The organism is Seleniivibrio sp. (assembly GCF_021209385.1).
Taxonomy (GTDB): Bacteria; Chrysiogenota; Deferribacteres; order Deferribacterales; family Geovibrionaceae; genus Seleniivibrio.
In genome coordinates this window covers 17490-31306 of the sequence record NZ_JAJOIL010000031.1, presented here as the reverse complement: position 1 = coordinate 31306, position 13817 = coordinate 17490, and the positions used below count along the sequence as shown (strand labels likewise).

Here is a 13817-nt window from a genome sequence, read left to right as displayed (position 1 = left end):
TTCAACTCCGTATCATGTTCTTTATCAGTGGGTTATCGCACAGAAAATGCAGGTGCGTGTAAGCCGCGAAAGTATTTTTATATATCAGCCCGTCACTGGATTTTTTACCGTCAGTGATCCGTGTCAGTTCGTATGCGTATTCGCCGGAATATCCTTCCATGGCGGAATAGTGGAACTCATGCCCTATATTGCTCTGCCCTCTGTTACCCATTATGCAGTCTTTCACAAGCTCCGCGCTGACATAGCCCAGCGCCTGCCGTCTGGCACACATTCTGGTTTCGCAGTCGAAAACACCCGACATCTGGAAAAAACCGCTGTCGGTGTGTATTCCCCGCGAAAGGAACATCAGCCCGCCGCACTCAGCGTAGAGCTTTCCGCCGCTTTCCGCATAGTCCTTTATGATTTTCGCAGTCCTGCTTTCCGAAAGCTCTTTTGCATACAGTTCAGGATATCCGCCACCGATATAAACAAAATCCGCACCATCTATGCCATCGCCAGCCAAAGGACTGAAAAATTTCACGTCAAAACCCTGCGAAGTAAGGAATTCCATGTTTGAATTATAGTAAAACTGAAAAGCTTTATCGTATGCAACATAAGCCACCCGATCAGGCTTAACCGCAGGTTCCTGCACACAGGCAGGTCTTTCGGCACTACACAGCGACAGAAGCCCGTCGATGTCCACGTTTGCCGATGCGAAATCAGCGCACGCATCAAGATAGCTCTCGTCTATCTCCATTGCGGTCTTTATGCCGAGATGTCTTGAACCCAGCAGGTTTTCGCTATTTTTCGGCAATGTTCCAAGCACTTTGCAGTCGGTATGAGTTTCAACTGCCGATCGCACCAGAAGTGCGTGGCGTTCGGAAGCTATATTGTTCAGCACAACACCGGCAATACGCATCCTGCCTAGCTCGGTGATACCGCGAACCACAGCCGCCGCAGTGTATGAACTGCCGGAGCAGTCCACAACCAGCACACACGGGACATTCGTCACAGCGGCAATGTCTGCGCTGCTCCCTTTAAAATCCGTGTGGGATACGCCGTCCAGAACACCCATAACGCCCTCTATAACAGCGGCATCGGCACCGTCACAGCCATGAGCGTACACATTGCACACTGTTCCCCGCGACAGCATAACGCTGTCAAGGTTATAGGCTTTTCTGCCGGATGCCCGCTCCAGATGCAGAGTGTCAATATAATCAGGTCCGCATTTAAAAGGAGCAACAGTGCGCCCAGTGCGGGTCAGATATCTGATAATGCCCGTTGTAAGAGTGGTTTTGCCGGAGCCGCTTTTGTCGGCCGCTATCATGAATGAACTGAACATACATTGAGATTATTGCATTATCTATAATCTTGCAAGGGAAGAAAAAAAAGGCTACCCTGACCCCATGAAAATATCTGCGCCGTCATTTGTCATACCCGACAGCAGGGTAAACAACGTGCTGTATCTGAAAGCCTACACAGACGAGGTAGAGCTTCTGTTCTTCGACAGCAGGCATGATTTCGACATGCCGTCGGATGCTGAAATTGCAGAACTTGCGGCACTGGGCATGGGATACAGCATCCATCTACCCACCGACAACGACCTGAACACAGTGGAAGGCTGGCGGGTGATAGACGCGTATATTGAAAAGCTCAGACCTCTGAAACCTCTGCGCATGGTGATACATCCGGCGGAAAGCGCTTTTTTCCTGAAAGAAACGCTCAAACGGCAGGAACACAATCTTATCATTGAGAATACCGATTTTTACGGTTCTTTTTTCGACGATGCGGTTGGAATGGGGCTTAAACTGTGTTTTGACAACCCACATGCTGGCGAAAAGGCATATGAATTTCACGAAAGGCACAAAAAATATATAAGCGAATATCACCTTCAGGGCGAAACAAACGGAAAACACCATAAAAGTCTTGAGCATATTGAACCCAATCTGCTAGAATCCATCCTTGCTAATGCAAAAAGCAACGGGGCGACCGTCTGTCTTGAAATGTTCAGCAAAGACGATTTCCTCACATCATACGAAATAATCAGGAAACACTTATGATAACACTTGTTACAGGCGGTATTAAAAGCGGGAAAACGGCATACGCCCTGAAACTTTGCGGGGAATATTCTTCAAAAACATACGTCGCCACAGCGGAAGCGTTCGACGACGCCATGCAGGACAAAATAGACCTGCACAAAGCGGAACGGGACGGAAGCTGGGTGACGATTGAGGAACCTGTCAGCCTCCACAGCGTTTTCGACAATGCCGAAAATCAGGACGTTGTGCTTATCGACTGCATTACAATGTGGCTTAACAATCTTATCTACAAGCAACTTAATACCGAAAAACACATAGAGCATTTTATGGAGAGGCTGGCGGAATGTAAAAAGCCGGTTGTCATTGTGACCAACGAAACAGGGCTGGGCGTTATGCCTGCAAACCCCGAAGGCTGTAAATTCGCCGACGAACTGGGCAAGCTGAACACAAGACTTGCGGCGGCATCCGACAGCGTGGTCATTATGATATCTTCAATACCGCTCGCCATTAAGGGAGGAAAAAAGTGAAACTCACTGAGATTATTGCATCCGTTAAGCCCGCAGACAAAGAAATTTTCAAACAGGCACAGGACAGAACTGCAAACCTGATCATGCCCCCCAGAGCGCTGGGAAGACTGAACGACATCGGCGAAAAGATATGCTCCATTCAGGGGACGATGAAACCCAAAGTGGACAAACGCATGGTGTTTGTAATGGCTGGAGACCACGGCATAACGGAAGAGCGCGTAGCCGCATTTCCACAGGAGGTCACAGGTCAGATGATGGGCGCTTTCGTGGCAGGTATGGCATCCATTAATATCCTTTCCAAACAGGCAAAATCAAAAGTTCTCGTGGCGGATATCGGCGCTGTATGCGACGTTAACGCTGTTCCGGCTGATCCCGACAACACATTCATAATAAGAAAGATACGCAGAGGCACGGCAAACTTCACCAAAGGTGCGGCAATGACCCGCGAAGAGGCGGAAGCATGCGTCATGGCGGGTTTTGAAATAGCCTCCGAGATGATACAGAAACACGGACTGAACCTTATAGCCACAGGCGACATGGGGATAGGCAACACAACCCCTTCAAGCGCTATCGGTGCTGTTTTCACAGGTGAAACAGCTGAAGTTATGACAGGGTTCGGCTCCGGTATAGACAACGAAGCACTGCAACGTAAAATAAACACCATCAAACGCGGCATAGAGCTGAACAAACCCGACAAAAATGACGCACTGGACGTGCTTTCAAAGGTCGGCGGACTTGAAATAGGTGCCATAGCAGGTGTTATCCTCGCAGGCGCATACCATAAAATACCCGTGATGATAGACGGAATAATCTCCTCCGCAGGCGCACTTATCGCCTTCGGTCTCTGCCCTCTCTCTGTTGAATACATGATAAGCGGACACAAATCAGTTGAACCCGGACAGATAAAAATGCTGCAATACATGAACCTCGAACCGCTGGTAGACCTCGGTCTCAGACTCGGCGAGGGAACGGGAGCCGTCATGGCAATGCACTCCGTTGAAGCGGGTGTAAGGGTCATAACAGAGATCGCCACTTTTGCCGAAGCTGGTGTTTCCGGCAAGGAGATGTAACATCTTTAAAAGTTATCTCGACGCACTCAGCTTTCTGACCGTCATAAGGTTCAAAACCAAAGATTTTGATGGGCGCAGGGCTGTATACAGCTTCGTTCCGGTGGGTTTAACGGTGGGACTGCCGCTATGGCTGTTCTACACTTATGCACAGGCATATCTGCCGCAAACTGCAATGGCTGTTATAACAGTGCTTTACCTCGTTCTGATAACGGGAGCGCTTCACCTTGACGGGCTGGCGGATACGGCGGACGGCATTTTCTCCTTCCGCGACCGCGAAAAGATGCTTGAGATAATGAAAGACAGCCGTATCGGCACGATGGGTGCCGTGGCTATCGTAATGACACTTATAGTAAAGGCTTTTTCAGCCTATTCAATATCAAACCCGCTCTACCTGCTGGTCATCCCCGCCTATTCGCGGTTCAGCATGGTGTTCGGGTTTTATATGTTTAAATATGCGCGGGAAACAGGCACAGCGGCGGCGTTCTTCGGAAATTTTTCACCGCTGGTGTTTGCTCAGGGTATATTACTGCTGTGCATCAGCTATTTCTTCGGCGCATACCAGTTCGCTATTTTCAATATCGCTTTTCTGATTTTTGTTTATCTTATTACAAGACTGTATAAAAGCAGAATTGGCGGCATTACGGGCGATATGCTCGGCGCGATGTGCGAATCGTCCGAAGCATTTCTGTTCCTTGTGGCGGTGTGCTTATGGTGATGTTTCAGCACGGCGGGAACGTATACTCGGCAGCGGAAGCGGCGGGATGTCATGTGGACGAGATAATCGACCTCAGCAGTAACGTTTCCCCTTTCACATCGGATGCGCTTTTGAAAGGACTGAACGTTAAAAATATCGTTTCGCGTCTGCCAGAACCATACAGCAGAACCATGACAGACGATATCGCGAAATATCACGATCTGCCTGTGGAAAACTTTCTGGCTGGAAGCGGCACAACGGAATTTATCCACCGCATATGTGAGCTTTATGCGGGAAAACGCGCAGTGATATTACAGCCCACCTACGTTGACTACATGAAACACGCACAGCTTGCGGGAATGTCGGTCACAAACTGCACAATGAACGCGGAAAAAAAATTTGCGTTCGACGATAATGAGCTTATCGAATATCTGCCGGAAGCGGACGTCTGCTTCATCTGCAACCCTAACAACCCGACGGGAACACTTATCAGCAAAGACGAACTGCGTTTCATAGCCGACATGTTCAAAAAGACAATGTTCGTCATCGACGAATCATACATTGATTTCTGCGTGGACAAGAACCCCACACTCATAGGCTGTACGCTGAACAATATGATCGTTCTGCGCTCCTTTTCAAAGTCATACGGTATCCCCGGACTTCGCTCAGGCTATGCATTTTCCCAGAACAAAAACCTTCTGGCGGAGATGAAAAGCTCCATGTCTCCGTGGAGCATAAACAGCCTTGCGCAGGAAGTATGCAAAAAGGCACTCAAGCTGGATATCACAAGCTATATGAGACATGTACGTCAGATAAAAGCCAATACATTGAGCAGACTGGTTCATAACCAAAACCTGCAGATAACACCCGGCGAAGCAAACTACATCCTCATTAAACTCAAAAGATCGGACGCTTCGTCATTCAGTGAATATATGCTGAACCACAGGATACTTATCCGCAACTGTTCCAACTTCGTCGGTCTTTCGGACAAATATATCCGCGTGGCAGTTAAGGAACAGGTTCATATGGACACCTTCTGCCATCTGGCGGAAACCTATTTCAGGATATTCTGATGAAAGCAAAACCCATTATGTTTCAGGGTACCGGAAGCGGAGTAGGTAAATCCGTCATATGCGCTGGTTTCTGTCGTCTGCTTGCGCGCAAAGGTATAAAGGTTGCACCGTTCAAATCGCAGAATATGGCGCTGAATAGCGGCGTTGCGCAGGGCGGAGAAATGGGCAGAGCGCAGATTTTACAGGCACAGGCGGCTGGCATAGAACCCGACGTGCGTATGAACCCCGTACTGCTGAAACCCATAGGCAATTCAACAAGTCAGGTGATACGCCTCGGCAAACCCGTGGGCAATTTCACCGCCAGACAGTATTACAAAATGTCGCAGGACAACCTTAAAACCGCAATGGAGGCATATGAAAGCCTCGCCGCTGAATATGATGCCATAATAATCGAAGGGGCAGGAAGCCCAGCCGAGATAAATTTGCACAAAACAGACATTGTGAACATGAGAACGGCGGAGTTTGCCGACGCTCCTGTGTACATAATAGGCGATATAGATCGCGGCGGCGTTTTCGCATGGATGAAAGGTACCTATGACCTTCTGCCGGACTACGGCAAACCGCGGGTGAAAGGGTTCATAATTAACCGTTTCAGAGGCGACATATCCCTTTTACAGCCCGGCATTGACATGTTTAAAGAAATAGTCCCCGTACCTATTGTCGGCACTGTTCCGATGCTGAACCTCACCCTTGAGGAGGAGGACAGCCAGAGCATAAACGACAGCACAAAGGGCGGTTTCGTTACGGTTGCCGTCGTCAGGCTCGCGCGTATGTCAAACTTTACTGACTTCGCACCACTCGCCTCATGCCCCGACATAAACCTTATATACGCAAAATCACCCAATGAACTGACCGGAGCTGACATAATAATCATTCCGGGAAGTAAAAGCACCATAGCCGATATGAAAGATATGCGGATGCGCGGGTTTGACCGCAAGATACTCTCCATGGCAGGTAAAACTCCCGTGGTGGGCATATGCGGCGGATTCCAGATGCTCGGTCGGACAATAAAAGACCCCGAAGGCATCGAAGGTGACGACAATGAATGTTCAGGACTTGGACTTCTGGACATGGAAACGGTAATCACACCCGAAAAAACGCTTCTGAACAGGACATATCAGGGCATCGGTCAATTTGACGGTCTTAACTTTACCGGATACGAGATACACATGGGTGTATCATCCACAACACGCGCCTACAAACAGCTATGCACAGAAAAAGACATCTGCATAACCGACACCGAGAACAAAGTCGTTGGAACATACATACACGGGCTTTTTGACAGCGCAGACGTAACATCACGCATAATAGCCATGTCAGGCAAAGCCATAAACCCTGATTACTCGTACCACGAAAATAAACAGGCACAGCTCGATCTGCTTGCCGATACACTGGAACAGAACCTTGACACTGACATTATCCTCTCTTCTTTATATTGACTTTATGGCTCTGATAGCCGCTTTCTGGCTGGACTGGTTTCTGGGCGAACCGGATATTCCGTTCCATCCCGTGCGTATTGCCGGAAGCGCCGTAAGCTACTGCGAAAAGTCACTGCGCCGCAAAGGAACTATATTTGAAGGCGTTCTATCTGCTGTTATAACTCTGACCTTTACTCTGTCAACGGCAGGAGTTTCACTCTATTACGCCGCGAAGGCGGGAAGCTTCTGGTATTTTGTAGTAAGCACCATAATCATCTACTTTTCCATAAGCGTCCGATCCCTCGCCGAACATGCGCAAAACGTGCAGAGTGGACTGGAAATATCTGAAGAAGAAGGCAGAAAAGAGCTTGCAAAAATAGTTTCACGGGATACTGACAATATGCCAAAAGAAAAAATAGTGACATCCGCCGTTGAATCCGTCTCAGAAAATTACGTTGACGCGGTGGTTTCTCCCCTCCTGTTTGCCGCTGTTCTGGGTCCCATGGGCGCAGTTTTGTTCAAGACCGTCTCCACTATGGACTCCATGATAGGCTATAAGAACGAAAAATTTCTTTATTACGGAAGGTTTGCCGCCCGTTTTGACGACGTGCTGAATTTCATACCTGCAAGATTGTCGATTATCCCTATTTTTATAGCATCCATCTTGCTCCGTCTGAACACGAAAAATGCCATAAGATGCTTTATGAGATACAGGCTTTCACACGCAAGTCCCAACTCCGCACACCCCATGAGCGCTTTCGCAGGGGCGTTGAACATCCGGCTGGGCGGTGCCGTCAGCTATTTCGGACAGCTCACTGATAAACCATACATAGGCGATAGCGAGCGTACACCGGAAACAGCCGACATAGCAAAATCCATAAATCTGATGGAGACGTCATCCCTGATATGGGCTATCATATGCTGCCTTATTACACTGTGGAAGGTGATATGATGCAGCCGTTCAGCTTTAATCTAAAAGACAGGTATGTGCTGTTCATAGGCGGGGGGAAGGTTGCACAGCGCAAAATTACGGCATTGCTGAACGAAAACTGCCGCATAACAGTTATCGCGCCGGAAGTGACAAAAGAGATATCCGAAAGCGGTATGAATGTTATCCTCCGCGGATTTGAAGAATCAGATATAACGGAAAAATACGCTCTGGTCTTTTGCTGTACAAACGACAGGCAGATAAACAGTAAGGCGGCTGATCTTTCAAAAAAACTGCGCATTCCTGTCAACATTGCCGACAACCCTGAGGCTTCCGATTTCCATACAACGTCTGTGATTCGATCCGGTGATTTCGTCATTTCTATATCAACCGAAGGAAAAGATCCGTCAAAAACAAAAAAAATGCGCGAAAAACTCGAAAACCTCCTAAAAAACATATAATCATTTGACAATATTATCTTTGAAATAATAGTTTTAAATGGTAATATGTCTCATGAAACTGTTATATTTTCCAGGCGTACAATCTATTCTGGCAGACGACTATGAATATGCTCAAAGCTATAAGCTTGTGCATCTGATGCAGATATGTGACTGCGACATCTTCGATTACCGCAATTTTGACGCTCAGAAGAGCATCAAGCTGGTGAAAGAATACGATGTGCTTTTCGGTTCGTCATTCGGCGGCTATTTTGCATTTAACATGGCTGTCATCACCGGACAAAAATGCATAAGCGTTAACCCGTCCCTCTATCTGGACAAACGATTCGCAATGCTTATGGAAAAATATCCGAACAAACTCAGCTTCATAAAACCGGCTCAGCTTGAGGCAATCAAGGCGGAACCGCTGAAAAATACCCATCCGAACATTCACATTCTCATAAACACAGACGACGAAGTTCTGGATGCCGAAAAGATAATAGGTATAGCTGAAAAATTCGGATGTAACATCTACAGATACGAAAAAGGCGGACACGAAAGCAGCAACTTCATCGGTGAGATGCTGCCCACTATAAAGCAGATTCTTTCCGAGTGACCAGATAAACCGCTAAATCCCTAAACTTATACAGTCTTTCTGCGTCATAAATTCCTGTTTTCTTATTAACTATCTCAATATAATCCCCATCCGCAGGACGCTTATCCAGATAGCTGTCGAAATAGAAATGCATCGCGGCGACATCGTTCTGGTTGGTTATCTCGCTCTTTGCCGCAACAACAGGTATTCCCCTCTCTGCAGCTACTTTTTTTGCAAACAGAAGCGCGTCATAGGTGGTCGGTTTCGTCACAGGCGGCATAAAAGCATAGAGCGCCAGCAGAAAAACCACGGTAGCGCGCACCCATTGGGATATTCTGCGTCTGAAAAGCACAGTGAACCCGTACGCCGCAAAAACACTGGCGAACAGATAGAATTCGTAAAGATATCTGTGCTCTTTTGTCCTTGCAAAGTGAATTATTACAAAGAAAACGCCTGTTGTAACAAGCATATATTTTATCTGTTCAGTTATTTTTCCGTCTCTGAAAAGTCTGTATATGCCGTATATCAGAAAGGGGGTAAAATAGATGCCGTGCAGGAACATATATTTCAGATATTGCCAAATAGGACGGTCAATATAGTATCTTTTCTGCGAACCCTCTATACCGAATCTTGCAAAATTCTGATCAAGGAAATAATGCTCGTAGAAATAAGGATTTTTTATCAGAACGTAGGCATACCACCACGCATATACCGGAATGGAAACAACCAACATAACAAGCAGATCCAGCAGATATCTTTTTCTGTTTATGCCTTTACCGAAAAAGATGAAAGCAAACGCAGTAATAAGGGGAGTATAGCCAATCGGACCTTTGGTGAAGACGGCAAGTCCCATAAAAAGACCCGCCGCAACGGCATAAAGCCTGTTTTGCTGTCTTATGTAAAATACCATGAACATAACGGAGGCTATGATGAAGAAAGAAACAAGCGCCTCCATCTTAAGCATCTGCGTATTCTTATAAACCACATATGAAAAGAAGAACATCATAGGAGCCGCAACGGCTATGTCGTCGTCGTCAAAAAGCTTTTTAGCAATAGTGTAAAGCACCCACGCGATTCCGGCAACAGCGATGACAACTGCTATCTTTACACCGAAAACGGTTGCACCGAAAATTTTTATGAAAAGCGCGTTAAGCCAGAAAAAGAGCGGCGGTTTGTTCATATACAGGTCGCCGTTCAGGGTGAGGATGAGCGGGTTGTCGCCTGTCAGGACATTTTTTGATATAGAAGCATAATTAATGCTGTCGCCGCGCAAATCTCCGTCACCTATCCTGCCTGCAAAGAGAACCACAAAGAAAAGAACGGTCCAGTTTCTTACGCTGTTAAACATTTACATCTCCGCTTGTGACTATAAAATTTATAAATTGAGAAAGCTGAAATGACAAGTCAATTTATTATTTTGCATCCGGCTGTAAATCTGTTATTGTTGTTTCCTATGGACTCATTAGTATTACTTATTTTCTGCTTCTTGTTCGGCATGATTGCGAGGAAGCTGGAGCTTCTGCCCTCTTCCACGCCCATAGTGCTGAACAACTTCATAATCAATCTTTCCATGCCTGCGATAACCTTTCTTTTCATCCACAGGATGGAGTTCGACACATCGCTTCTGTTTCCGGTGTTCATGCCGTGGATACATTTTGCGCTGGCGTTCGGCATTTTTTACATGATCGCGAAATGGAAAAAATATGACCGTAAAATGACAGGAACAATGATACTTACAGCGGGTCTTGGCAACACTTCGTTCGTTGGGTTTCCGCTGATAACGGCATACTACGGAGCGGAATATCTTGGCGTGGGTGTTCTCTGTGACCAGCCCGGCAGCTTCCTTGTTCTTTCGACTCTGGGCATAGCCACAGCGGCATATTATTCGTCCGGTTCCGTAAGTCCTTTGGGACTGATTAAAAAAGTCTTTACTTTTCCGCCGTTTCAGGCGATGCTCCTCGCCGTTCTTCTGCGTTCGTTTGAAATTCCGTGGTGGGCGGAATCCTCAATGAAAACGCTTGGACTGACCATAACCCCGCTTGCAATGGTATCCGTGGGTTATCAGCTTAAGCTGGTGAAATCCGGCGGAATAATAAATAAATTATTTTTTGGTCTCGGCTATAAACTTTTTCTCGCTCCGGCTTTCTTCTATGTGCTGTATGTTTTGATACTTGGCGGCGCGGGCAAAAATATGCAGGTGACATTGTTTGAATCGGCAATGGCTCCTATGATAACGGCAGGAATAGTATCCATCCAATACGGACTTGACGAAGATCTGGCGGTGATGATGCTTGGGGTTGGGATACCCCTTTCGCTTCTGACAACGCCGATATGGTATTATTTGTTTTCAGGGGTATAAGATGATCGACATCCGCAAGGTCGATGTGACCTATGAGGACGGAAACAAGGGACTTTCCAACATTGAACTTCAAATCGACAAGGGCGAGCTGGTCTATGTCACAGGCAGCAGCGGTGCCGGTAAATCCACACTGCTGAGGCTTATGTATGCCGACATCATGCCCTCACGCGGCATAGTAAAGCTTGAGGGACAGGACATCGGCGGAATGAACCACAACAGCAAGGCGTTTCTGCGACGTAACGTAGGCGTTATCTTTCAGGATTTCAAACTGCTGGAAGACACAACGGTTTACGAAAACCTTGTTCTCCCGCTTGAAATATTCTATCTCAGCAAAAGCGTAATAGAACCGAAGATACATCATATCCTTAAAGCACTGGATATTTTTCAGCACAGGAATTCCGAAGTCAAAAAACTATCCGGCGGCGAGAAGCAGCGTGTGGCAGTTGCCCGCGCTCTGTTAAACGATCCGCTCATCGTGGTTGCGGATGAACCTACCGGAAGCCTCGACCCGAAAAACGCCGACAAAATAATGGATATGCTTCTGCATAAATCCGCCAAAGGTACCACAATCCTTATCGCAACCCATGACCAGAGGATAATCAGCGAATATCCGGGGCGCGTTATACATCTTGACGGCGGAAAACTCGCTTTCGACAGTAAAACACAAGGACAAGCCGATGTATGAACAATATAAATTCGCATTCATAAAAGGCTGGGGGATGTTCCGCAAAGACCTGAAACACAGCGTCCCGTCCATACTGACACTCGGTACACTGCTGTTTCTCTATTTTGCAGTGTTCACAGTTAACTCTTCCGTTTCAAAAGCGATCGGAAGCGTCACCGACAGCAGACTTGTGCGCGTTTTCATACAGGATGATGCTGAACCGAAAGAGGTCAAGGCAAAGCTGAACGAGCTTAAAATCGACGGCGACGTGGTCTATTTCAACAGAAGCGATGCAAAAGAACGTGTGCTGGAGATAGCTCCCAATGCGGATAACCTCAAAGAACTCCCCGAAGAACTTTTTCCCCGTTTTTTCGAGGTAAAAACAGTTAACGCGGAGGACAACGATGCGGAGGTCGTCTCTCTTTCAGACAATATAGCAAAGATAGACGGCGTTCAGTCGGTGGAATCCGGCAAAAAGCAGAACGAAAAGATGCAGAGAATAAAAAGCATTTCAGGAGTATTCGTGCTGACGCTCACCCTGCTGACAGGCATCTCCTGCGCTTTCATAGTGTTCAACAACATCAGGCTCAGTCTTTACAGGCACCACAGATCCATCATGGTATACACACTTGTAGGAGCCACCAGAAGATTCATCACCCTGCCCTACGTCGTTTCATCAAAGTTTGAGGCAACGTGTGCCTTCGCTCTGGCATGGTTTCTCAATAAAATATTCGTAGGATTTGCCGGAAATCACATTTTACAGGACTCTTTCTTTGTGCTGACCACCCCTACGTTGTGGCACAACATTATATTATATGTCGTTCTGATGTCCCTTTCTGGCATTTCAGCTATATACAGCGTCGTGACATTCCTTATGAAACAGAAGAGTATAAATGAAATATAGCGTCCTTCTGATATCGCTTTTTGTATGTTTCAGCGCTTTCGCGGCAAAGCAGGATAAACTGTCTACCATAAGGCAGCAGATATCCAAACAGAACCAGTCTGTCAAACAGGCGGCGGAAGAGAAAAAGAAGATGGCAGAAAAGCTGGAACAGGCGCAGGAAGACCTGCAAAAGCAGCAGAGCGCCGTGCGGCAGATGAATCTTAAATACTCTTCAGTCAAGTCTGAGCATCTTAAACTGGTTGCAAAAAGCAAAAAACTTGAACGCAAACACGCCGAGCTTATAAAGACCATAAAAGCGGCGAACAAATATATGGTTTCTTCCGGCGAATACGACATGCTGGAAGCTGTAATAATGTCAGACAGTGCAAAAGATGCGGCTGCAATGAGCCAGATAATCGGTGCGGTGAATTCAAAACTTTATGATTCCGTACAGGAACTTAAGCGTACCAACGAAGAGATTAAAGATACCGCCGCTGAACTTGAGATAAAAAGAAAAAATATGGCAAAGGCGGTTGCAGAGAAAAAATCCGCCCTTGACGAATATAAAAAGAAAAAACAGAATACAGACAAGATGTACCGCGATGCCGTGAAGGACGAGAAGGTTCGCAAAGAATACCTCGCACGTCTCCGTCAGCGCGAAAAGGCATTGCAGGCACAGCTTGCCAAAATAAAGAGAGATTTCGCAAAATCGGCACCTGTAAGTTTCAAGGGACTGTCGTCGGAGTTCGGCAGACAAAAAGGAAAGCTCATCTGGCCTGTACACGGACACGTTATTGAGAAATTCGGCGTGAAGACCGTTGAAGGCTTTAAAGGTGTGATACTTAAAAAAGGAATAAAGATCGTTCCCACTTCAAACTCTGTCAAGGCGGTGTACGACGGAGTTGTTATACACAGAGACAATGCGTGGGGACTCGGCAATTTCCTCATCGTTGCCCACCCGTCCGGTTTCTACAGTTTGTACGCAAATATGGACGCAATAAACGTATCAAAGAATGAAAAAGTGAAAACAGGACAAAATCTGGGAACAATAGATATTGACCATGAAACGAATACACCGTATCTTTACTTTGAAATACGCATACATGACAAGGCGGTCGATCCTTTGGAATGGCTTGCCTCTTCTTGATACA

General features: G+C 46.8%; 15 protein-coding genes. 13 read left to right on the top strand and 2 right to left on the bottom strand.

Annotated features, from left to right (window positions below):
• Position 1: 1 nt before the first annotated feature.
• The gene (locus LRY47_RS10575; protein ID WP_295225130.1) at positions 2-1321 is read right to left on the bottom strand and encodes a cobyrinate a,c-diamide synthase; all 1320 of its coding nucleotides are present in this window, start codon (positions 1319-1321) and stop codon (positions 2-4) included.
• 64 nt (positions 1322-1385) lie between these two features.
• Here LRY47_RS10575 and cbiR point away from each other — a divergent pair, with 64 nt between their 5' ends.
• Genes cbiR through LRY47_RS10530 form a run of 9 tightly spaced genes read left to right on the top strand, consistent with a single transcriptional unit; the run spans position 1386 to position 8781 of the window.
• Positions 1386-2039 carry a cobamide remodeling phosphodiesterase CbiR gene (gene cbiR / locus LRY47_RS10570; RefSeq protein WP_295225128.1) on the top strand — a complete coding sequence of 218 codons (654 nt, stop codon included), beginning with the start codon at positions 1386-1388 and terminating at the stop codon, positions 2037-2039.
• Positions 2036-2545: a bifunctional adenosylcobinamide kinase/adenosylcobinamide-phosphate guanylyltransferase gene (gene cobU, locus LRY47_RS10565; protein ID WP_295225126.1), complete on the top strand. Its 510-nt coding sequence runs from the start codon at positions 2036-2038 to the stop codon at positions 2543-2545. The genes cbiR and cobU overlap by 4 nt, the downstream gene beginning before the upstream one ends.
• Entirely contained in the window at positions 2542-3615 is a 1074-nt protein-coding gene (gene cobT / locus LRY47_RS10560; protein WP_295225124.1) for a nicotinate-nucleotide--dimethylbenzimidazole phosphoribosyltransferase, read from the top strand. Before cobU ends, cobT begins: the two co-directional genes overlap by 4 nt.
• Positions 3581-4330: an adenosylcobinamide-GDP ribazoletransferase gene (cobS, locus tag LRY47_RS10555; protein ID WP_295225122.1), complete on the top strand. Its 750-nt coding sequence runs from the start codon at positions 3581-3583 to the stop codon at positions 4328-4330. The genes cobT and cobS overlap by 35 nt, the downstream gene beginning before the upstream one ends.
• Positions 4324-5382 (top strand): aminotransferase class I/II-fold pyridoxal phosphate-dependent enzyme, encoded by a 1059-nt coding sequence (locus tag LRY47_RS10550; RefSeq protein ID WP_295225120.1) that lies wholly within the window; start codon positions 4324-4326, stop codon positions 5380-5382. Before cobS ends, LRY47_RS10550 begins: the two co-directional genes overlap by 7 nt.
• Complete coding sequence (locus LRY47_RS10545; protein ID WP_295225117.1) at positions 5382-6821, top strand: cobyric acid synthase; 1440 nt, start codon at positions 5382-5384, stop codon at positions 6819-6821. The genes LRY47_RS10550 and LRY47_RS10545 overlap by 1 nt, the downstream gene beginning before the upstream one ends.
• Positions 6822-6825: 4 nt before the next feature.
• Positions 6826-7752: an adenosylcobinamide-phosphate synthase CbiB gene (gene cbiB, locus LRY47_RS10540; RefSeq protein ID WP_295225115.1), complete on the top strand. Its 927-nt coding sequence runs from the start codon at positions 6826-6828 to the stop codon at positions 7750-7752.
• Entirely contained in the window at positions 7707-8189 is a 483-nt protein-coding gene (locus LRY47_RS10535) for a bifunctional precorrin-2 dehydrogenase/sirohydrochlorin ferrochelatase (RefSeq protein ID WP_295225113.1), read from the top strand. The genes cbiB and LRY47_RS10535 overlap by 46 nt, the downstream gene beginning before the upstream one ends.
• 52 nt (positions 8190-8241) lie before the next feature.
• Positions 8242-8781, top strand: a complete 540-nt coding sequence (locus LRY47_RS10530) for a YqiA/YcfP family alpha/beta fold hydrolase (RefSeq protein WP_295225111.1) — start codon at positions 8242-8244, stop codon at positions 8779-8781.
• Here LRY47_RS10530 and LRY47_RS10525 read toward each other — a convergent pair.
• Positions 8756-10108 (bottom strand): glycosyltransferase family 39 protein, encoded by a 1353-nt coding sequence (locus tag LRY47_RS10525; protein WP_295225110.1) that lies wholly within the window; start codon positions 10106-10108, stop codon positions 8756-8758. The genes LRY47_RS10530 and LRY47_RS10525 overlap by 26 nt on opposite strands.
• Before the next feature lie 105 nt (positions 10109-10213).
• Between LRY47_RS10525 and LRY47_RS10520 the strand changes: the two genes are divergently transcribed.
• From LRY47_RS10520 to LRY47_RS10505, 4 genes are read left to right on the top strand one after another with little or no spacing between them, the layout of a single operon-like run.
• Positions 10214-11119: an AEC family transporter gene (locus tag LRY47_RS10520; protein ID WP_295225108.1), complete on the top strand. Its 906-nt coding sequence runs from the start codon at positions 10214-10216 to the stop codon at positions 11117-11119.
• 1 nt (position 11120) lies between these two features.
• Entirely contained in the window at positions 11121-11804 is a 684-nt protein-coding gene (locus LRY47_RS10515) for an ATP-binding cassette domain-containing protein (RefSeq protein WP_295225106.1), read from the top strand.
• A complete protein-coding gene (locus LRY47_RS10510; RefSeq protein WP_295225104.1) occupies positions 11797-12687 on the top strand; it encodes a hypothetical protein in 891 nt (296 codons plus the stop codon). Before LRY47_RS10515 ends, LRY47_RS10510 begins: the two co-directional genes overlap by 8 nt.
• Complete coding sequence (locus LRY47_RS10505; RefSeq protein WP_295225102.1) at positions 12677-13813, top strand: peptidoglycan DD-metalloendopeptidase family protein; 1137 nt, start codon at positions 12677-12679, stop codon at positions 13811-13813. The genes LRY47_RS10510 and LRY47_RS10505 overlap by 11 nt, the downstream gene beginning before the upstream one ends.
• Positions 13814-13817 lie beyond the last annotated feature (4 nt).

Excerpts from the sequence above, each read along its gene's own strand:
- LRY47_RS10575 (WP_295225130.1), bottom strand. The coding sequence starts at position 1,321 with ATGTTCAGTTCATTCATGATAGCGGCCGACAAAAGCGGCTCCGGCAAA.
- cbiR (WP_295225128.1), top strand. The coding sequence starts at position 1,386 with ATGAAAATATCTGCGCCGTCATTTGTCATACCCGACAGCAGGGTAAAC.
- cobU (WP_295225126.1), top strand. The coding sequence starts at position 2,036 with ATGATAACACTTGTTACAGGCGGTATTAAAAGCGGGAAAACGGCATAC.
- LRY47_RS10550 (WP_295225120.1), top strand. The coding sequence starts at position 4,324 with ATGGTGATGTTTCAGCACGGCGGGAACGTATACTCGGCAGCGGAAGCG.
- LRY47_RS10545 (WP_295225117.1), top strand. The coding sequence starts at position 5,382 with ATGAAAGCAAAACCCATTATGTTTCAGGGTACCGGAAGCGGAGTAGGT.
- cbiB (WP_295225115.1), top strand. The coding sequence starts at position 6,826 with ATGGCTCTGATAGCCGCTTTCTGGCTGGACTGGTTTCTGGGCGAACCG.
- LRY47_RS10535 (WP_295225113.1), top strand. The coding sequence starts at position 7,707 with ATGGGCTATCATATGCTGCCTTATTACACTGTGGAAGGTGATATGATG.
- LRY47_RS10530 (WP_295225111.1), top strand. The coding sequence starts at position 8,242 with ATGAAACTGTTATATTTTCCAGGCGTACAATCTATTCTGGCAGACGAC.
- LRY47_RS10525 (WP_295225110.1), bottom strand. The coding sequence starts at position 10,108 with ATGTTTAACAGCGTAAGAAACTGGACCGTTCTTTTCTTTGTGGTTCTC.
- LRY47_RS10520 (WP_295225108.1), top strand. The coding sequence starts at position 10,214 with ATGGACTCATTAGTATTACTTATTTTCTGCTTCTTGTTCGGCATGATT.
- LRY47_RS10515 (WP_295225106.1), top strand. The coding sequence starts at position 11,121 with ATGATCGACATCCGCAAGGTCGATGTGACCTATGAGGACGGAAACAAG.
- LRY47_RS10510 (WP_295225104.1), top strand. The coding sequence starts at position 11,797 with ATGTATGAACAATATAAATTCGCATTCATAAAAGGCTGGGGGATGTTC.
- LRY47_RS10505 (WP_295225102.1), top strand. The coding sequence starts at position 12,677 with ATGAAATATAGCGTCCTTCTGATATCGCTTTTTGTATGTTTCAGCGCT.